Raw genomic sequence first — 20,761 nt, forward strand, 5'->3', positions numbered from 1 at the left:
TGTTGCACTTAAGATTAGAGTAGGCCCGCAATCGCTATACAGGTGGAGATTGCAAACCATCCTAAGGTGCTATAGTCAAAAGCTATGGAAATGAGCGTTAGGGAAAAGGCAGAACGAGATTCTGTCAGGTAGGTATTAAGGAGACGAAAACCATTGAACCGCCGTATACGGAACCGTATGTAAGGTGGTGTTAGAGGTCGGAGGTTAATGGCCTCCTCCTACTCGATTCTTACTACTCATTATTAGTTTAATATAGTAATAAAACTAATAATGAGTAGTAAGGTGAAAAATGTTAAAAACAAAAAATTCCTCACAATACGAATATGATTTGTTTCCATAAACGAATAAGTACCACAACAACGGAGAAATTTAAGTAAATAGTAAGGAAAGGATAGGAACTCAAGTAGAAGTGTTTTTATCTATTAGCAAACATATTTAAGGTTTTCTTTTATCTTTACTTACAACTAAACAAAGAATAATAAAGGATGATAAGCGGTGGGGAATATTACATCATATATCGACCAATTCGGATATATAGTACTATTTGTAGCACTACTATTAGAATTGATCGCATTTCCATTACCAGGTGAAGTTCTTATGAGTTATACAGGATTTCTTGTTTTCCAAGGACATTTAAACTGGGTACTAAGTATTTTAATAGCGGGTATTGGATCTTGTATCGGAATGACCATTTCTTATTGGATAGGTTATAAGCTAGGACAACCATTCTTTGAAAAATATGGATCTCGCTTTCATATGGGCCCGGAACAGTTTCGGAAAATATCCTTCTGGTTTAGTAAGTACGGGAATAAGTTGTTGCTGATTGCTTATTTTATCCCTGGAATTAGACATATTACGGGGTACTTTTCAGGAACTACCCGGCTGCCCTTTCGGATATACGCTATTTTTGCCTATACCGGAGCATTCCTGTGGGTGACGGTATTTATTACACTCGGTAAAGTATTGGGCCCACAATGGGAGACGTTTCACAGTTCAATTAAACAATACCTCATTATTGGGGGGATAGCAGCTGCCGTCATTTTTATTGTGATCTACATCTACAAAAAAAATAAAAACGAGATAAAAGAGACAGTCATTAGGTTATTAAATCTAACTTTGACAATTTTTCATACGAGAAGACGAGTTGGAATTCTATTAGCAGCGACTTCCATCCTGACGTTAGGCCTTATGATTCTCATGATTGGTATGATAGAGGACTTTCTTGGTAACGAATTTACCAATTTTAATAAAATTGTGGTTTTATTGATTTCCTTAGTTTTTAATAAGGACTGGACAGAAACTATGCAAACATTTTCATTACTGGGCTCAAGGCAAGTCCAACTTATCCTTCTCAGCTTTACATTCATTTGGATTTTATGGAAAGGTGAGAATAAGTTAATTGAATTAGGTTCTCTTTTAATCGTTATTTTAGGTGGGGAACTCTTTGAAGAAAGTTTAAGGAGAATCTTTCAACGACTTTCCCCTGTTCCCTATTCGTTCACGGATCATCTTCTCCTCAATTTTCCAAGTGAGCAATCTTTAATGAATTTTGTTATTTATGGTTTTGCGGTATTTATATGTGTACGTTTTATAAAAAATGCTTGGACTCACACCATTGTTCCAATCGCTGGATTAGTGGTATTAATTCTTATTGCCATCAGTCGATTGTTCTTTAAAGTCGAACTTCCAAGTGATATTGCTGCTGGCTACGTCTTTGGGGGAGTCTGGCTAGGCTTAAATATTCTTTTACTGGAAATATTCCGATTACTAAGGAGAATAGATAGACATCGAATACAATAAAGGGTGCATTGCAAAATGATAATCTTCAATACCCTTATTATTCCTAAAGTATGTTTAACATAAATCCGGAGTATGTTCCATATTTAGGACTGGTAAATTTACTGTTTTTTTGCTTTTTGTTTTCGTAATCTTTTAAAAAAGGAATACTTGACCTATCATTAAGGCCGTCCCCTAGGTGTCAGATGCCATATGAAAACTTCATATGGTATCTGACACCTTTTCTTTTGGACCAACTTAAAAATTTCCTTTCCGTTTCATTAAAAATGGATGAAAAAGAAAGGTTTAAAAAAATGTGATGTTAGATTAAAAGGGGAGAAATCAGTTTTAATATTCCTGCTGAACAGGAGATGAAATGAATATGAAAAAGATTCTATTCTTACCTTTTTTACAAATGCGGTCAGGGCATCATCAAGTTGCCGAGGCATTAATGGATATCGTTAAAAAGCAAACAGAAGGAATTCTTGTAAGGAAAGTGGACCTAATAAGCTATGCAAACCCATCTCTAGAGAAAATGATTACGAGCTGGTATTTAAAATGGATTCGTTATGCACCGGAAACTTATGACCATGTTTACAAAAAATTTTTCTACTCTTCTTCACCAACTGATCATTCATTTAAATGGTATTATTATTTCTTTTTAAAAAAAATGGATCAGCTGCTAATAGAAGAGAAGCCTGATTTAATCGTGTGTACGCATGGTTTCCCATCCTATCTGGTAAGTCAGTTAAAAAGAAAGAGAAAATGTGATGTTCCAGTCATAAATGTTTATACGGATTTTTTTATCAACAATGTTTGGGGTCGAGAGGAAATCGACTACCATTTCCTCCCTAGCAAAGATGTAAAAAATGAATTTAGTAAAAAGTATCAAATACAGGAACAAAGGATGGTTGTTACTGGAATTCCAGTCCATCAGGAGATTACCAAAAACACAAAGGCTAAAAAAACAGGAGATAGACCCAAAATATTAATTTCTGGAGGAAATAATGGTTTAGGTGGGATTGTGAAATTATTGGGTAAGTCAAAGCAATCTTCCCAATGCGATTTCTATGTGCTATGTGGAAAAAATAATAAATTGTTCAATGAAATCCTCTCTTGGCAAGTCGATCATATCAAACCTCTCCCTTATATTTCATCAAGAGTAGAAATGAACAATTTATATGAAGAAATGGATGCAATCGTCACAAAACCAGGCGGAGTCACCATCAGTGAGGTTCTACAAAAAAGGCTACCTGTTTTTGTCCAATCCGTACTTCCAGGCCAGGAAGAAATCAATCTGCAGTATTTAACAAAAAAAGGGCTGGTTTTTAAACTTAAGCAGAAAGAATCGTTTGAACTGGGATTGCTAAGCATCTTGCACGATGATACGCAGATGCGTCTATGGGAACAATCCATTCAATCTTTTCAAAACGGAATGGAGATGGAAGGAGCAGAGAAAATAGCGGAATTCCTGAGTGGAATTCTTGAACAAAAATCACTTAAGCCTTCAGGCCAGTTCGAACAATCAAAGGTTTACAGACTTTTCCGAATGAGAAAGTCCACTTCTTCAGAGGTTGGATGGTAGTGAGGTCGAAACAGGCATGTCTTTAGACATGTTAATGTTTCGATTTTTTTGTGCTTTAAGTAAAAGGATTATTCGGAATAGAAACAAAAACACCGGCTACAAAACCGGCGTTTTTGTTATTTGTTCAATGATTTTAAACTACCTTTATTTTCGAACGTTTTCGGAACAAGCGGGATCCGGTTGTAGATGTGAATGATTGCATTTGCAATTGGTTCAAGAAACGGACGGAGCTTATATACGATAGAACTGATGACCAACGAAACGATGAAGCTTCCTAATATATCCAATGGATAATGATGCCCAACATAAATCCGGGAAAAAGCTGTTAAGAAGGCAAACAAAAGCATACCAATTCCAATTCTTCGATGAACGAAAAGAACGGCTAGTGCTAGAGCGAATGCTCCAGTAGTATGGTCACTTGGAAATGAAGCGTCCGCTGAATGTTTAACTAATAAATTGACCGGGTGGGTAACAAACGGACGCGGTTCAAAGTAGATATGACCGATGACGAAGTTTATGAATAGACCCAGAACACCGGTGATCGCAGCGTAAACAACCGTCTTCTTGTACTGATCTTTTCCAATAAACCAAATGAGAAGCAAAACAATGGCATAGATGATTAATGCGTAGTTCGTCACACCAGCCATCAATCCATCCAAAAAAGGGTAATGACCTGCTAATTGATTAATGGATTTAAAAAGATTGTAATTCATATTAGTCTCCTTCTATTTTGTTAAATTTCAAGTACTTTTGACCCTCAGTGGGTATCTTAACTATAAAAAAGAAAACTAAACAGGCCATGAAAAAAACATTAATAATTGATTAAAAAGAAAAAATCATCCGAATGTAGTGTACAGGAAAGAAGTTGAAGGATATTTATTAAGATGAGGGTAAATAGGATAACCGATTGTGGAGGCATCTATTTGTCGCATTTTATGATTTTGAACAGCACAGTTATTTGATTTTATTCTTTTACTGGAACTTCCCGCAATTCCCATTACAGTTGAGTTTGCTATAGCAAATATGGAATCTCCCAATGTACTTCCACGTGATATTATAGGAAGATATATATGGTTAATGTTGCGTTTTATTGAATGGCTGTTTTTCTAAGAGTTTGTTGCTTTTAACAATATCGAAATGGATTGGAGCGTAAGGCACTTGACTCCTGCGGGAGATAGAGGAAAAGTCGAGACCCCGCAGGCGCAAAGCGCCGAGGAGGCTCGACTTCCTCCCCGCGGAAAGCAAGTGCCTGTAGCGGAAAGGAACGGTCATTGTTTATTCCCAAAACAATAAACTTTACGAAAAGAGCCTAGGAAGATCATAGAATCTCTAAACTTTACAATATATAGGGGGAAGTGAAGTGAAAACGCATATTTTAGTGGTAGAAGATGAAATTCAAATAGCCCGTGTTCTTAAAGTGGAGCTGGAGTATGAAGGATACAGGGTTACAGTGGAACATAACGGTAAGGACGGATTGGAAACGGCTTTACATACAGATATTGATTTAATCTTATTAGATGTGATGCTTCCAAAATTAAGTGGAATGGATGTGCTAAGAAGATTAAGAAAGGAAAAGGAAAACATACCTGTTATTCTTCTTACAGCTCGAAATACCACGTTTGATAAAGTTGCTGGACTGGACCAAGGCGCGAATGATTACGTAACAAAACCATTTGAAATTGAAGAATTATTAGCAAGAATTCGTTCTTGTCTCCGCCATTATTCCAATCATGAAGATATGGTGGACGATTCCATTCTTTCTATAGAGGATCTTGCAATCAACACTGACACACGGGAAGTGAAAAGAGCTGGTACATCTATTACCTTAACGCCAAAGGAATACGATTTATTGGTGTATTTAATTGTAAATAAAAATAAAGTGGTAACTAGAGAAAATATTCTTTTAAACGTTTGGGGCTATGACTATGAAGGAGAAACCAATGTGATTGATGTGTTCATCCGACATTTAAGGAAAAAAACGGAGGAAGATTTCTCCACCCCATTAATTACTACTGTTAGAGGGATTGGCTATACCATAAAGGAGAACGCAGATGAGGATCACCTTAAAAATTAATTTATTAACAACCGCATGGATGCTGTTCATCTTAATTTTGATTAATATTGTTGTCTTCATTTTGTTTATGACAACGACCGTTAATATGGAAGAGGATAGGGCGTTTCAAAAAGCAGGGGATCTTATAAAAAACATCCGCGCCAATGATAGATCTGATCAAATTGAAAGTGATTTGAAGAATAATTTAACCGAGAATTCCTATATTCGCATCCTGCAGCCCGATGGACGCATCCTTTATGAAATAACAAATGAAAAGGAACTAGCTAAAAAAGTGAAAGGGAAATATGTACATACACGGGAAGCTAAGAGACGTAATATAGAGATAGATGAAAAGGAAAAGCAAGTGATAATTGTTCGTGTTCCAATAGAAAATGTACCCCACCTAAAGGGAAGTATCGAGATTGGAGAAGAACTGGAAGGATTGGAAACAAGGAAAGATATTCTTTTGTTGATTCTTGGAGTTAGCACGATGTTAGCTGTTATTTTATCATTGCTTAGCGGCAAATGGATATCGAATATGATTATGCGGCCAATTTCTAATATGATCAATACTATGGAAGATATTGAGCGAAGCGGTGTACCGAAGAAGATTCGTATTCTAAATGATACGAAGGATGAACTTCAAACATTGGCCAATACTTTTAACCGGATGATTGACAGGTTGGAGGGAAATTTTGAAAAGCAGTCTCAGTTTGTCTCAGATGCCTCCCACGAATTAAAGACGCCATTGACCGTTATAAAGAGCTATGCGAATTTGTTAAGACGGCAGGGGCTTGAAGATAAAGAATTGGCAGATGAAGCTATCCAGGCTATTCACTCTGAAGCAACCAGAATTCAAAAAATGACAGAAACCTTTTTGGATGTGGCTTCACTAGAAAAAGAAGTTGAGTTGGACCTGGAGATAGTCGATCTCGCATTGTTATGTCAAGATATTTTAAAGCAAATGAAAAAGGTTTATAAAAGAGAAATTACCCTGCATTTCGAGCAATCACCTATCTTTGTTGTGGCAGATGAATTAAAAATCAAGCAGGTCATCATTATTTTGCTCGATAATGCTATTAAATATAGCAATGATACAATTGATATTTTTTTAGAGAAAGATGATGTAAATGCCATTGTTCGAGTGAAAGATTATGGTATTGGGATTCCAGAGGAAGAAATTAAGAATATTTTTGAGCGATTTTACCGGGTAGATAAAGCAAGAAGTCGGGAAACTGGAGGTTCTGGTTTGGGCCTTCATATTGCTAAAAAGATTATGAAATTACACAAAGGGGAAATAAAAATTAGAAGTAAAGAAAGGGAGGGAACCGAGGTAGAATTGATTTTACCTGCAAGTTTGGAAATAGTATAAAAAAACACGGCTTCGCATTATGAAGTCGTGTTTTTATCATCTAATTTTTATTAGTAGCTATTTTATTTTTAAAATATGCGAACACAATTGGCAGAAGTGAAACGACTACGATGCCAAGAACCACGATGCTGAAGTTATCTTTGACTATCGGAATGTTACCGAAGAAAAAGCCAGCAAACAACGCAATACTAACCCAAAGTAACCCACCGAGTGCATTATATAAAATAAATTTACGATAAGGCATCGTGCTAACCCCAGCCACGAAAGGCGCAAAGGTGCGAATAATAGGTACAAACCTGGCTAAGATGATAGTTCCAGATCCGTGTTTTTCAAAGAATTCAGTGGTTCTTTCCAAGTGTTCTTTCTTAATGAACCGAATATTCTCTCGCGCAGAAACCTTATTCCTTAAAGAATGCCCGATTGTATAATTCACTGTATCGCCTGCAAAGGCAGCTACACAAAAGATCAGGTAAATAGGCAGTAATTTGATAGAACCGGCTGCTGCTAAAGCCCCAGTCGCAAATATGAGCGAATCTCCCGGTAAAAACGGCATAAAGACAAGACCTGTTTCACAAAAAACTATGACAAACAGTATGAAATATATAAACATCCCATATTCATTCATGTAAAGACTTAGGTGTTTATCAATGTGCAAAAAAATATCAATCATATTATTCACAAAAATATCCCCTTATTTTTAATTTCATGTTGTTAGTTCTAATTTAACCTTTTAGATTAAACTATTCATTAAATAAACATTAACATTGAATTAAAATTTTCAGTGGTGGTGTAATAGATTATATAAAAATAGAAAAGCATATGGGAAAAAACGACTCTTTATTTAGAGGGACTTAGCAGACAGCCCCTTCTCTTTAAATAGTTTGTTTCTGTTTGTATTGTCGTTCCTTATATCTTTGATAACACCCAATAGCTAAGATTAACCAAAAGGCACTAATAAAATACCTAGCCACATTATAAGGATAATAGCCTCCTTTAACCCGATTTCTAAATATTTTAACAATTGATTGCGTTAAATTAGTATAATAAAAGTAATTAAACTAATAATGGGTGGTGAATAAAAAAAGTTAAAAACAAAAGAATCATCACAAAACGAATGTGAATTTGTCCCTGTCAGGGTTGCTAAACTTGTAGAGAACTGAAAGAAGCATAGTAAATCAGAAAGGATGACAAAATGTCAGAAATAAAAGATGAAATCATTTTAAGAGGGCTTAAAGAACATAATTTAAAAAATGTAGATTTAAACATACCAAAAGAAAAAATCATCGTATTTACTGGTCTTTCAGGCTCTGGAAAAAGCTCAGTCGTTTTTGATACATTAGCAACAGAAAGCAGAAGACAAATGATTTTAAACTATCCTCACTATGTCAGATATCAAATGCCAAGGTATGAAAGACCCCACGCCGATCTTATGCAAAACTTAAGTCCGGTTGTAGTAGTCGAACAAAGACTGATAGGAGGCAATTCCCGCTCAACAGTAGGCACCTATATGGATATCAATCCATTAATTAGACTTTTGTTTTCAAGAATTGGAAAACCATCAATAGGAACTGCTAGCGATTTTTTGAGCCAAAGTTCTTTTGGCAGATGTCCAGAATGTAGTGGATTTGGGGAGGTCATTGCGCCAGACCTAAATAAGATGATCGATTACGATAAGTCACTTCGAGATTATGCAGTGAAATTTAAGCCATTATCACCTTCAGGTTGGCAAGGCAACTGGATGATGACCTGCGGATTATTCGACCCAGATAAACCGATAAAGGACTACCCAGAAGAAAAACGCCGTCTATTATTATATGGTCCCCCAGAAGGTGAAAAGGTCAATGCCCCGTTTCATACAAAAAATGGACCTCAAAAGCATGATTGGGATGGGTTATTGCCCCGATTTACACGTCTCTATATCAATAGAGATATCTCAAAGCTAAAAGGAGTAACCCAAGATGACGTCATAGCTGTGTCAACTCGATCCTTATGCCCAACCTGCCAAGGTTCAGGTCTAAATCCAAAGGTATTGGCATGTAGAATAAATGACTTAAATATCGCAGCATACGATCAATTAGAGCTTACCGAACTACTGGAAGAACTAAAGAAAATAAAAGATCCTTTGGGAGAATATATCGCACTGCAAGCAATCCCACACATAAAACAATTAGTTGAAATGGGATTAGGATATCTGAGCCTATCAAGAAAAATGGGCACCTTGTCTGGTGGAGAAGCTCAAAGGGTAAAAATCGCTCGTCATTTAGGGAGCAGTCTAAACAATATCACATACATTTTCGACGAACCAAGTGCAGGACTCCATCCAGAAGAAGTGGATCTGTTAATCCAGATGCTAAAAAGGATAAAAGCCCAACATAATACTGTCATCGTCATCGAACATAATCTATCAGTCATAAAAGTAGCAGATGAAATCATAGAAATGGGACCTGGGGCAGGTGTAAACGGAGGAGAAGTTGTCTATCAAGGAAAATTACAAGGACTAAAAGACTCTCCCACCGCAACAGCCCTAAACCACAAGCTAAAAATAAATAAAAATCCAAGAGATATAAAAGATTATTTTACAATAAACAGAGTAAGTAACAATAACTTAAAAAATATAAGCGTAAATATTCCTAAAAATGTCTTAGTCTCTATGTGTGGAGTATCAGGTTCAGGTAAAAGCTCCTTAATGTTGGAAGCGTTCACAGAAAGATATCCAGAAACTATAATGGTAGGACAGGGCGGCATAGGAATATCCAACCGTTCGACCCTAGCTACATATATGGGAATAATGGACGATATTCGCGCAATATTTTCAAAAGAAACAGGACAACCAGCAGGTTTGTTCAGTTTTAACACCTCAGGAGCATGTTCGATCTGTAAAGGAAAAGGAGTTCTAACGCCAGACGTAGCATTTGCAGATCCGGTGACAATTCCTTGTGAAGCATGTGGCGGTACGAGATATTCAGACGAAGCATTGTCATATCGATACCAAGCTAAAAATATAGTAGAGATTTTAGATTTAACAATAGACGAGGCTATTCATTATTTTAAAATACCTAAGATCATAAAAAGAGTGCAAACGCTAAAAGACGTAGGATTAGGGTATCTGACGTTAGGACAGACGACAAGTTCTCTAAGCGGAGGAGAAACCCAACGTCTAAAACTCGCAAGCCACTTGCAAAAAGAAGGGCAAATCTATCTATTAGACGAGCCATCCTTAGGTCTACACACAGAAGATAATGAAAAACTCTTAGACGTATTTCAAAATCTCGTAAATAGAGGTAATTCGGTCATAATAATTGAACACAATCTAAACTTTATCGCGGCGAGCGACTGGGTAATAGAATTGGGCCCAGGAGGAGGAAAACAAGGTGGACAAATTATATTAGAAGGTACACCAGAAGAAATGTTACATGCAGAGACATTGACAGCGAAATGGTTAAAGGATGGAGTTAGAAAATTAAAATGTGGTACCTTTTATTAGGGTTAAAATTCACGCTAAAATGGACTTTAGACAGCTCATTTACTTACCTCCAGTGAAGAATTTTGAAAGAATTTACTCGAAGAAATGATTAAGCTTATGGTGAAGGGTACTCCTTCCACCAAACATACTAAACTAATTCAAATAAGGGTGTGAAGTGGGTCTGTTTTTGATACGGACTCTTATATGTTCCTAGAGGCTGCTCGACCTTCCTTCACTTCTATAAAATATAGTAGCACAAACCAAGACCATGGTTTGTGCTATTAATGTTAGTCTGTTTTTTATTTAGGCTGTTTTCACATACTTTGTTGCTTTTCAATCATTTTTACACTAATAACCCGGGTTGATTTCCGTTGTAGAGGCGGTCTCAGAAGCCTCCTCAGTGCTTTGCACTTGCGGGGTCTCCCTCAACACGCTGTTCCCGCAGGAGTCTCGCACCTGTAACGAAGATCAACATCTGTTCGAATTGGTTTCTTGCAAAAAAACAACAATCTTTACGAAAAGAGCCTTTATTTAATAATACAAATGTTTAAAAATGTATTTGATTTCCAAATTAATGATCTAACTCCACCGTCTTTAGACGGTATACGCTTTTAGCCTTATAATTTGATGCCCATCCTAAAGTTGTGAGGTGAAAGTATGGAATGGTATAAGAAGCATAGTCATGTGGTCTATGACATCAAGTTTTATATAATTTGGGTAACAAAATATAGATACAAGGTGATATGTGGTCCATTTGCTATAAGAACACGAGAAATAATCAGGCAAGGATGTGAAGCAAGAGGAATCACAATCTTACAAGGAAGTGTTGGAAAGATCATATTCATTTTTTTATTTATTTAGTTTATATATTTCACGGGCCATTGATTCTAGTATATAAAGAACAGGTACTTGTGTCGTAATATTAGCGTTTTCAAACCATTCCTCAGTTACGTAATATGGAATGTTTATCTCAGAGATTTTTGCAATGGTTGAGTGTTTATTGTTTGTAATACTAATAATTTTACTGCCTTCCTGTTTAAGTTGATTAAGATGAGTGACGGTAAAATTATTTTCTCCTGAGACGGATAAAGCAATTGTTGCACTATTATGACGGAAGTTGGCGTGAATTGGAAAGAGAGGATCTTTAATATACATCGAGAATTTACCTAAGCTTGAGAAATATCTTGCCCCATATTCAGCAAGGATACCTGAGCTTCCGATCCCGATAAAAATGACATTATCTGCTTTGGAAATTAGACTTGCAGCCTTCCTAATCTTTTCTTCCATATCTCCTTTTAATGTCCGCTCAAAAAATTCCATGACGGAATGCTGGGAACCTTTTAAAACCGTCTTTTTATTTTCTCCTACATGCATTTTAAGCTTTACTTTAAATTCTGAAAAACCTTCGCAATTTATTTTTCGGCAAAAACGTAAAATCGTAGCTGTTGATACATGGGTTTCATCTGCCAGTTCACGGATTCTCATATAAGCGACCTTCTCACCGTTTTGACAAATATAGTTGTATAAAGAAGTTTCTAATTCATTGAATGAAGCGATAATGTCGTGTGTAAACATTTCTATTCTCCCTCTATAAGAAATCATCTATCTTAACCCCTTTAGCTTGATTTTAACACAACTACTTAATAAGATACATGCTGTTACATTTGTGTAACAAATGACTACCTTTGTTATTAAAAACTAGATGCTCTCAACTTATTTACCCTCTGTTTAAATGGAGATACAATTCATTCATAAGTTCTTTTTAAAGGATAAGAAAGTATAAGTTCTTTGACTTAGTTTTGGTGTCCAGCTCCAGCGCCTAGCCCCTCGAGGTCATAAGCCACTCAGGAATTGAAGGCAAAGAACACCTTCTATTCCTGAGCGTCTTATGCTATGCCTGAGGCTGAACAAGGCGCTTGCGCTTTTCTTTCAAAAAATTGGTTTTCATATTATCCGGAGGTGTCTAGAGTATGACAAAGGGTATTAAAATTGCAACGATTGGTGGGGGATCTAGTTATACCCCTGAATTAGTAGAAGGATTCATAAAGCGCTATCATGAATTACCGGTTAGCGAGTTATGGTTAGTAGATATTGAAGCAGGGAAAGAAAAGCTGGAAATCGTCGGAAATCTAGCGAAAAGAATGATTGAAAAAGCAGGACTTCCAATCGAGGTTCATTTAACATTTGATAGAAGAGCAGCTTTAAAGGATGCTGATTTTGTATCGACTCAATTTCGGGTAGGATTACTAGATGCTCGTGCAAAAGATGAAAGAATTCCATTAAAATACGGTGTTCTTGGTCAGGAGACAAATGGGCCAGGCGGTTTATTTAAAGGATTACGTACAATTCCAGTTATTTTAGATATTTGCAAGGACATAGAAGAGTTATGTCCGAACGCATGGTTAATCAACTTTACGAACCCTGCTGGTATGGTAACAGAAGCCGTGCTGCGCTATTCTAACATCAAAAAAGTCGTCGGATTGTGTAATGTGCCGATCGGAATGGAAATGGGTGTAGCCAAATTATTAGATGTCGATCATTCTCGAATCCGTATTGATTTTGCAGGACTAAATCATATGGTTTATGGGCTAGATGTTTATGTAGATGGCGTGAGTGTAAAAGATAAAGTGATTGATTTATTAACAGATCCAAATAATAGTAGTTTTGTGAAAAATATTGAGGGACTAGGTTGGGAGCCAGAGTTCATTAAAGCACTTAATGTCCTAACTTGTCCATATCATATGTATTATTACAAAACGAAAGACATGCTCGAAAAGGATGCTGAAAACGCTAAATCAGAAGGCACTCGTGCTGAGGTAGTTCAAAGATTAGAAAAAGAATTATTTGAACTTTATAAAGATCCAAATTTAGCTATAAAGCCACCTCAATTAGAAAAACGTGGTGGGGCGTACTACTCTGATGCTGCGGTTCGCTTAATTACTTCTATCTATACTGACAAAGGTGATATTCAACCAGTTAATACAAGAAATAATGGTGCTATTGCAGGCATTCCAGATGATTCAGCAGTAGAAGTTAGTTGTATTATTACAAAAGACGGTCCTAAACCAATTACAATTGGAGAGCTGCCTGTACAAGTTCAAGGACTAGTCCAACAAATCAAATCGTTTGAAAGAATTTCAGCAGAAGCTGCCGTGACTGGTGATTACAATAAGGCCGTTCTTGCCTTAACGATTAATCCGCTTACTCCTTCTGACACGATCGCGAAAGAAATCGTCAATGAGATGTTAGAGGCACATAAAGAGTATTTACCACAGTTTTTCCAAAAGGTAGAAGCGTAAGAGAAACAAAGGGAATGCCAATAAGTTGTCCATATAAATGACACTTTAGGTGTTCTGGTCTCAAAAACCCACATAAATCTATGCATTAGCATGCAGATGTCTAGATTTTCAAGTAATTCGCTCCTCAAATTTCGAGGTCTTGGTTGAGCCAGTGAACGAGCTGTTACGAAAAAAGCGCTCTTTCGCCATCACTGTTCTTCCCACAACCGTTTAACAAATGATACAAGATAGGTCTACCCGACCCCCTTTCGGTAAAATGCGGCTCCTAACGAGAGGGTGGCCACATTTGTGATTGGGTAGACCTATTTTCTTTTTTACACAGTTTGTAATTCTAACCGTTTTTCTAACATTTCTTTTACCTTTTTATAAGGAGTATACAACGTAATTTCTTTATCATCTTTTCTCTTTTTAATATTATGACTTGCATTGTTATCTGCATGCATTTGACCACATTTGGGGCAAGTGAAAATATCAACTTCTCTTTTACCAAAACGACCGCAACGATGACATGTTTGTGAGGTATAGGCAGCATTTACTTTTGTGAAAGTAATGTTTCGTTGTTCACACTTAAACTCTAATCGCTCACGAATGTACCCTTTTATCCAGCGAGATAATTTGCGTTTAATATGTTTAGGAAACTTCTTTTTCCAAGTTGCAAAAGTTAAATCCTCAGAAACGACTTCGCTTGGATTTTCCACAATGAAAAATTGATTTAAACTAAAGTTGATATAACGTTTGACCGTTTCATCATGTTTAAGTTTCTGTTTAGTATACTTTTTCTTCCCAAAGTTATGAGTCCGAATGCGTTCGGCTTTTTCCATATCACCTGCTTCCTTATATTTTTCCATTAATGCCCAAACTTGATTGCGTTTTTGATTTTTCTTATGTAATCGTTCCGTTTCTTTACTTAAAAAATCATTCAGTTTTTCACCATATAATTGATCAGTAGAGGTAGCAAGAAGCGTTCTATACCCTTTATCAATCCCCACGATGTTTTCATTTGCCCAAAATTGCTTTTGTTTCCCCTCCACGAAGTGATGCAACTCTAACGAATTTTCTTTTACAACAATTCGAATGTTTCCGTATAAACATTGCCATCGGAAAGTCCAATCGTAATCCGTTTTCTGCTTTTAGTAGAAGTCATTTCAATACATTTCTCGCCATCTTTAACAAAATAATGGTACATAGGTGCATCGATCATAAAAGATGTTTCCTTATGAGAATAAGGGATCTTACCTTTGTATTTGCGAAGATAACGACAAAGAAGATGATTGATATATGTCGTTCGTACTTGTAGTTCAATTAATTTTTTAGGAAGTTCAAATTCTTGTCTAGTTAAAACAGCATAAAATAATTTATCTACTTTCAACATATAAAACATATAGTTTTTTTCATCATCAGTTAGATGCTTGTTTTGATGAATCGCCTTTTTTATTCTATTTTTTGCATTAGACCATTGAGATTTAATATTCGCAACGGCTTCATCCAGAGCTAATTTCCAGTAACGAGCCGGAATTTTGAATTGTTTTGCGAATTTGGATTGAACCCACTTATCACGTATTTCTTTTTTATAGTTATTTAAAAGCAGAAAACTATTAATTCCAGAAAAACGAGAATACACATAGTTTTTAACATTCTTATATCGTTTGGCAATCTTCTTAACTTCTTCAAAATCACTAACAAATGTACTATGTTGTTTAACGGTACGTGAAACTCGTTTAATTTTGTAAGGTTTTTGTTTCTTCTTTTTCTTCGCCATAAGAGATGCACCTCTCTTAATTAGAATATATGTTCGTATATATTCTTATCTTATAAAAATCCCTAAAATAATTCAATAGCAATGAAGAAAAAATTGTTAATATAAAAAACAATAAAACAGCGCGTTCTATTATAAAATGTTACTCTTTTTTATATTTTTCAATTAACTGTTGTGCCGCCATATTCTCTTGCTAGATGCAACGGCATTTCAAAGTGAGACAACGTTAGTTTTGGTCACTGCGACGCCCCGAAAAAACTCGTTTCATAAGATGTTCCACGGAAATCGGAATGCAAACGCAAAGTATCACAATGAAGCTAAGGAATTCGATTCTTATTTTCTGACGTTTGACGGAGGTACACATTTAGAAATTATGTGTAAGTCAGGCATCGATAAGCTGCAACAGGATGATAGGCTGGGCGGGGCTCATATTGCAAATTCCCTAGGAAGCAGGGAGTCCGTCAACCAAATGACAACTCGCTTACAAAATGATGGTTACTGCCTTGTTAAGGGTTCTTGAGTTACTGGGGACGACTATTATGAAAGTGTGATAGAAGACCCAGATGGCAATCTTTTAGAAGTGACTGTGTAATAAGTGGTAAGGAAATTTGTATTTTAAAAAATATATAACCTGAATTATGCGTCTTCACCAAAACATGTACTTGACGACATTAACAAATGTATCATTCTTAGTAAATTCCTTTGTTTACAATAAGTTGAATTGTATGTGCAAATTTGTTTTTTATCCCACCTTAACAGGCAGTAAAATTCCCACTTCAAGATTCGAGGGAAGCAAAGAAGATAAGTGGGAGAACTGCCTGTAAAGGTCCGATAAGTCTCGCTAACCAACAGTGGGGGATGAAGAAAACCTCCACTGTTGGAAGTCTCACTTTATGTCAAGAACAGACTTTGGTGTTGATCCATATTTTTACAAGATTTTTCTATACATCTGATAAAGAATTTGAAAATTTCGCCTGAATTTCTTTTAAAAACATCTCAGCAGCAGCGGAAAAAAACTGATGCTTTTTCCAAACAATATTTAGGCCAGATTCAAGTCTTGGCTTTAGCGATCTAAAACAAAGGTTACTATCACCAGACGTATTCACTATTTTATCAATGGTTACCGCATAACCAATGCCCTCTTCAACCATAATGGCAGCATTATATGCAAGGTTGTATGTAGTCACGACGTTTAATTTATCAAAATCTTCACCAAACCAATCCGCAAATTCATTTTTAGAAAATGTCTGTTTCATAGCCTGTCGTGAACAGATAAGCGGAACATTTAATAAATCCACTGCTTGAATGGTATCTTTGAAAGCAAGAGGACTGTCTTTCCTCATAACAACGCCCCAAACATCTTTGGCTGGGATCTTGATATAATTGTATTTTGATAAATCAGCTGGTTGGATTAAAATAGCAAAGTCAAGCAATCCCTTATCAAGCCGTTCAGTTACATCGTCTTCGTTTCCGCTGTAGAGGTGAAACCGTATATTTGGATAACTTAATTGTAAATCTTTTACTACCCGTGCAATCTGTTTCATGGCGTCTGTTTCTCCACAACCTATATAAACATCACCACTTATTGTTTCCTCTATGGAACTAAATTCTGCCTCTAATTTATCGACCATATCAACGATTTCTTCTGCTCTCTTTCTTAGGAGCATTCCTTCATCAGTCAGAATGATACTGTGACTACTGCGTATAAATAGTTTTTTCCCTAACTCTTGTTCAAGGTCTTTTAATTGTCTTGATAAGGTTGGCTGTGTAACATGCAAAAAATCAGCAGCGCCCGTAATGCTTCCTTCTCTTGCAACGGTAAGAAAATATCGCAAAACTCTAAATTCCATATATCACTCCTCCTTTATAAGGTTTTAGTATATACGTTTCAGAAATGCCCATCAAGCATATCTTGATATGAGATATGAGTATTAGTTATATACAAAAAACACGATAGAATAAATAATAAAGGAGGGAGATAGAGTATTGGCTAAAAGAAATAATTTGCTTGTATATATATTGGCCGTAGGAGTATTTGGAATCATAAATACTGAAATGGGGGTAATTGGCATATTGCCTTCCATTGCCGATCACTTCCATGTCAGTGTTTCAAAGGCAGGATTGCTTGTAAGTGTTTTTGCCCTAGTTGTGGCTATATCAGCGCCAATTATGCCGTTATTGTTTTCTGGGATAAATAGAAAGACAGTCATGTTAATTGGTCTAGGTGTTTTCGTTTTGGGCAACATACTATCCATTATTACAACTAATTTTACATTAGTATTAATTGCTCGTATAATTCCCGCTGTTTTTCATCCTATTTACTGTTCATTGGCATTTACAATGGCAGCAGAGTCAGTTAGCAAGGAGGAAGCGCCAAAAGCTGTTTCTAAAGTATTTATAGGAGTATCTGCAGGAATGGTAGTTGGTGTGCCAATCGTAAGTTTTATTGATAGTGCAATTTCACTTGAAATGGCGATGGCTTTTTTTGCTATTGTTAATGCTATTATATTCGCCGCTACATTGATTTTTGTGCCATCTATGCCTGTGGAGAGAAGGCTTTCTTATGGAGCGCAATTATCTGTATTAAAAAAATCAATTACATGGCTTTCCATTGTGGCTGTTATTTTATTAAACTCAGCTGTATTTGGAGTTTATAGTTATCTTGCTGAATATCTGAAGACTGTTACAAATGTGTCTTCTAATATAATTACTATACTTTTATTCATATACGGTGGAGCTAATATTATTGGAAACATTGTGGCAGGGAAGTTACTTACTAAAAATGCGAACAAATCCGTAGTGGTTTTCCCTTTTGCATTGGGAGCCATTTACATCATATTATTCTTATTTGGTCAGTTTACGTTACCTATGGCTATCATTACTTTAATATGGGGAATATTAGCTGGTATAGGAGCTAATATTAATCAATATTGGGTTATGTCTTCAGCTCCCGAGGCTCCTATTTTTGCAAATAGCTTATTTTTAACATCTGCTAACTTAGGAACAATGATTGGTGCTTCTGTAGGTGGGTTATTTATTGCAGAGTTAGGGACATCATATGTTGTATTTGTAGGATTTTTATCTTTATTATTAAGTGTCGTATTCATTTTACTAAGAAACTACATGTACAGTCCTAAAACAAAGCAACTTGCTAGTTAAGAAAAAAACTAACAGGAGCATCCGTTTTTCTTTCACTTTGTTGCTAATGCTTACGTAGGGACATTGGAGTGGTGGTTAAGGAATGGGATGCTATATCCACCTCGTGTCATGGCAGAAAAAGTGGGGGATTTGTTAGAACGGATTGTCTAGTTCTAATTGAATATCAAGCTAATTTTATAGAAAGAAACCCAATCTTACTACTATAGAAAATTGGGTTTCTTTCTATCTATTATCAAAACAATTAATTATGACCAATTATTTGATGCGGTACGTAAGGCTCTTCAAGGAATGCAACTTCTTCAGGTGATAGCTTTACAGATAAAGCGCCAATAGCTTCTTCAAGATGCGCTATCTTCGTAGCACCAATGATAGGAGCTGTTACGGTTTCTTTCTGTAATAACCAAGCAAGTGCGATATGTGTACGAGGGACACCATGCTTTTCTGCTATCGATGCTACTCTATCAACAACTAAGCGGTCGGCGTCCTCAGTCGCATCGTACTTCGATTTTTGAATTTGATCGGTTTCGGAGCGATGCGTTGTTATGGACCAGTCACGCGTTAATCTCCCTGATGCAAGAGGGCTATATGGAGTGATCCCAATTTTCTCTTCCTTACAAAGAGGTAACATTTCCCGTTCCTCTTCACGGTATATGAGATTTAAATGGTTCTGCATTGACACGAACTTTGTCCAACCATGTTTTTCTGCCACATATAATGCCTTTTGGAACTGCCAAGCGTACATAGCAGAAGCACCAATGTATCTTGCCTTTCCAGCCTTCACCACATCATGTAATGCTTCCATCGTTTCTTCAATAGGGGTGTTGTAATCCCAGCGATGGATGATATAAAGATCTACATAATCAGTTCCCAACCTTTTAAGACTTTTATCGATTTCACTCATAATTGCTTTTCGGGAAAGACCAGACCCGTTTGGACCTTCATGCATTTGGCCGTGTACTTTAGTTGCTATAACAACTTCATCACGATTCGCATAATCCTTAAGAGCCCGTCCAAGATATTCCTCACTTGTACCTAGTGAGTATATATTTGCTGTATCAAAAAAATTAATTCCTAAGTCGAGGGCCATTTTTATAACGGGACGAGAGTTCTCTTCATTAAGTACCCATTGGTGAAGCCATTTGTTAGCGTCCCCAAATCCCATACATCCAAGGCAAAGTCGAGATACATCTAGGCCTGTATTCCCAAGTTTCACATACTCCATTTGATTATTCCTCTCTTTCCTTTATTTTCAAATTAATTATGTCATACATAATAAGAAACTCTTATCCTATTACTATCAAGTTTTTGCCTAATCCTCTCAATCTCTCTTACTCACTCAATGAATATCAGATATAATGAACCGAAGATGAAGAAAAAGGAGGATAAGTTATGTCTGAAAAAAACTGTAAACAGCAAGATGTACTTGCTAATCTTATTGAGTGCTTTTCAAAACAGGATGGTGTTCATCCTACACCTATTCCATCTTTCTTTCTCATCCGTGAATCGATTATTTCTGAACCCATTTCTAGGGTTAACGAGCCGTCTTTTTGCATGATCCTCCAAGGAAAGAAAGAGGTGTTATTGGGAGAGGAACGCTTTTTGTACGGTCCAGGTCATTATATTGTGGCATCCGTTGACTTACCAGTGACAGGGCAAGTGGTCAAAGCCTCACCAGAAACTCCCTATTTAGCTCTAAAACTTGAATTTACATCAAGCCAAGTTTTAGAAGTTTTGAATGAAGCAGATATTCAATTTGGACAGGGAAAGAACACGAAACGAGCTATGTTTGTTGGCGAAGTAGAACTATCCTTGTTGGATGCAGTCCTCAGATTAGCTTGCTTATTAGAGAACCCGGAACATATCCCTGTTCTTGCTCCATTATTTAAAAAGGAAATTATTTATTGGATTTTGCAAGGTCCACATGGCGAAGCGCTTGAACAGATGGCGTTAGAAGGGAGCAATGCCATTAGAATAAGAGAGGTTATAGACTATATTATGAATAATTATGAAGAGCCTTTTCGAATCGAAGAGCTTGCTGAGATAGCGAATATGAGTGTTCCATCGCTACATCGGCATTTTAAAGAGGTAACGGCTATGAGTCCCATTCAGTTTCAAAAACAACTGAGATTGCAGGAAGCTAGGCGCTTGTTATTAGCTGATTCAACAGATGTAGCTGATGTTGCATTCAGGGTAGGGTACGAGAGTCAATCGCAATTTAGTCGAGAATATTCCAGAATGTTTGGCTTTCCACCTAGAGTAGATATAAGTCGATTGAGGGAGAACTATGTTTAAGGAGAA

At 36.5% G+C, this 20,761-nt stretch carries 16 protein-coding genes and 2 pseudogenes; 11 read left to right on the forward strand and 7 right to left on the reverse strand.

All coding sequences use genetic code 11. From position 1 onward, the window contains the following. Window positions 1–495: 495 nt before the first annotated feature. Window positions 496–1,800, forward strand: coding sequence for a VTT domain-containing protein (locus V179_RS0101560; RefSeq protein WP_028389967.1), 1,305 nt, complete (start codon window positions 496–498; stop codon window positions 1,798–1,800). 358 nt (window positions 1,801–2,158) lie between these two features. Then, entirely contained in the window at window positions 2,159–3,361 is a 1,203-nt protein-coding gene (locus tag V179_RS26820; RefSeq protein ID WP_084552164.1) for an MGDG synthase family glycosyltransferase, read from the forward strand. 116 nt (window positions 3,362–3,477) lie between these two features. Here V179_RS26820 and V179_RS0101570 read toward each other — a convergent pair whose 3' ends face one another. Then, window positions 3,478–4,074, reverse strand: a complete 597-nt coding sequence (locus V179_RS0101570; protein WP_028389968.1) for an undecaprenyl-diphosphatase — start codon at window positions 4,072–4,074, stop codon at window positions 3,478–3,480. Window positions 4,075–4,721: 647 nt separating this feature from the next. Here V179_RS0101570 and V179_RS0101580 point away from each other — a divergent pair. Together V179_RS0101580 and V179_RS0101585 are read left to right on the forward strand one after the other, a co-directional pair. Further along, on the forward strand, window positions 4,722–5,435 hold the full coding sequence (locus V179_RS0101580) for a response regulator transcription factor (protein WP_028389969.1): 714 nt from the start codon (window positions 4,722–4,724) through the stop codon (window positions 5,433–5,435). Further along, entirely contained in the window at window positions 5,413–6,786 is a 1,374-nt protein-coding gene (locus V179_RS0101585) for a sensor histidine kinase (protein ID WP_028389970.1), read from the forward strand. The genes V179_RS0101580 and V179_RS0101585 overlap by 23 nt, the downstream gene beginning before the upstream one ends. Before the next feature lie 40 nt (window positions 6,787–6,826). On the opposite strand, the gene V179_RS0101590 is transcribed toward V179_RS0101585, so the two are convergent. Further along, on the reverse strand, window positions 6,827–7,456 hold the full coding sequence (locus V179_RS0101590) for a VTT domain-containing protein (protein WP_034300351.1): 630 nt from the start codon (window positions 7,454–7,456) through the stop codon (window positions 6,827–6,829). A gap of 522 nt (window positions 7,457–7,978) precedes the next feature. Here V179_RS0101590 and V179_RS0101595 point away from each other — a divergent pair. Together V179_RS0101595 and V179_RS26825 are read left to right on the forward strand one after the other, a co-directional pair. Then, complete coding sequence (locus V179_RS0101595; protein WP_028389972.1) at window positions 7,979–10,270, forward strand: ATP-binding cassette domain-containing protein; 2,292 nt, start codon at window positions 7,979–7,981, stop codon at window positions 10,268–10,270. A gap of 636 nt (window positions 10,271–10,906) precedes the next feature. Next, the gene (locus V179_RS26825; RefSeq protein WP_051404787.1) at window positions 10,907–11,110 is read left to right on the forward strand and encodes a transposase; all 204 of its coding nucleotides are present in this window, start codon (window positions 10,907–10,909) and stop codon (window positions 11,108–11,110) included. On the opposite strand, the gene V179_RS0101605 is transcribed toward V179_RS26825, so the two are convergent. Further along, the gene (locus V179_RS0101605) at window positions 11,099–11,824 is read right to left on the reverse strand and encodes a MurR/RpiR family transcriptional regulator (RefSeq protein ID WP_028389973.1); all 726 of its coding nucleotides are present in this window, start codon (window positions 11,822–11,824) and stop codon (window positions 11,099–11,101) included. The two genes, V179_RS26825 and V179_RS0101605, sit on opposite strands and share 12 nt — an antisense overlap. Before the next feature lie 395 nt (window positions 11,825–12,219). On the opposite strand from V179_RS0101605, the gene V179_RS0101610 reads away from it, so the two are divergent. Then, window positions 12,220–13,548 (forward strand): 6-phospho-beta-glucosidase, encoded by a 1,329-nt coding sequence (locus V179_RS0101610; protein WP_028389974.1) that lies wholly within the window; start codon window positions 12,220–12,222, stop codon window positions 13,546–13,548. 314 nt (window positions 13,549–13,862) lie between these two features. On the opposite strand, the gene V179_RS0101615 is transcribed toward V179_RS0101610, so the two are convergent. Then, window positions 13,863–14,579, reverse strand: a complete 717-nt coding sequence (locus tag V179_RS0101615) for an RNA-guided endonuclease TnpB family protein (protein WP_028389975.1) — start codon at window positions 14,577–14,579, stop codon at window positions 13,863–13,865. A gap of 29 nt (window positions 14,580–14,608) precedes the next feature. Next, a complete protein-coding gene (locus V179_RS0101620) occupies window positions 14,609–15,307 on the reverse strand; it encodes a hypothetical protein (protein ID WP_028389976.1) in 699 nt (232 codons plus the stop codon). Between the two features lie 268 nt (window positions 15,308–15,575). On the opposite strand from V179_RS0101620, the pseudogene V179_RS31450 reads away from it, so the two are divergent. Further along, window positions 15,576–15,896: pseudogene (locus V179_RS31450) on the forward strand (VOC family protein). A 349-nt stretch (window positions 15,897–16,245) separates the two neighbouring features. Here V179_RS31450 and V179_RS0101630 read toward each other — a convergent pair. Continuing rightward, window positions 16,246–17,154 carry a LysR family transcriptional regulator gene (locus tag V179_RS0101630; protein ID WP_028389977.1) on the reverse strand — a complete coding sequence of 303 codons (909 nt, stop codon included), beginning with the start codon at window positions 17,152–17,154 and terminating at the stop codon, window positions 16,246–16,248. Between the two features lie 136 nt (window positions 17,155–17,290). Here V179_RS0101630 and V179_RS0101635 point away from each other — a divergent pair, with 136 nt between their 5' ends. Next, a complete protein-coding gene (locus tag V179_RS0101635; RefSeq protein WP_028389978.1) occupies window positions 17,291–18,463 on the forward strand; it encodes an MFS transporter in 1,173 nt (390 codons plus the stop codon). Window positions 18,464–18,493: 30 nt separating this feature from the next. Next, a pseudogene (locus tag V179_RS29505) lies at window positions 18,494–18,613 on the forward strand (TetR-like C-terminal domain-containing protein); the annotation flags it as partial. Window positions 18,614–18,704: 91 nt separating this feature from the next. Here V179_RS29505 and V179_RS0101640 read toward each other — a convergent pair. Then, a complete protein-coding gene (locus tag V179_RS0101640; protein WP_028389979.1) occupies window positions 18,705–19,685 on the reverse strand; it encodes an aldo/keto reductase in 981 nt (326 codons plus the stop codon). Between the two features lie 167 nt (window positions 19,686–19,852). On the opposite strand from V179_RS0101640, the gene V179_RS0101645 reads away from it, so the two are divergent. Next, complete coding sequence (locus V179_RS0101645; RefSeq protein ID WP_028389980.1) at window positions 19,853–20,755, forward strand: AraC family transcriptional regulator; 903 nt, start codon at window positions 19,853–19,855, stop codon at window positions 20,753–20,755. Window positions 20,756–20,761: the final 6 nt, after the last annotated feature.

Origin of the sequence: Bacillus cihuensis, assembly GCF_000504145.1 — a bacterium.
GTDB classification, from domain to species: Bacteria; Bacillota; Bacilli; order Bacillales; family DSM-1321; genus Peribacillus; species Peribacillus huizhouensis.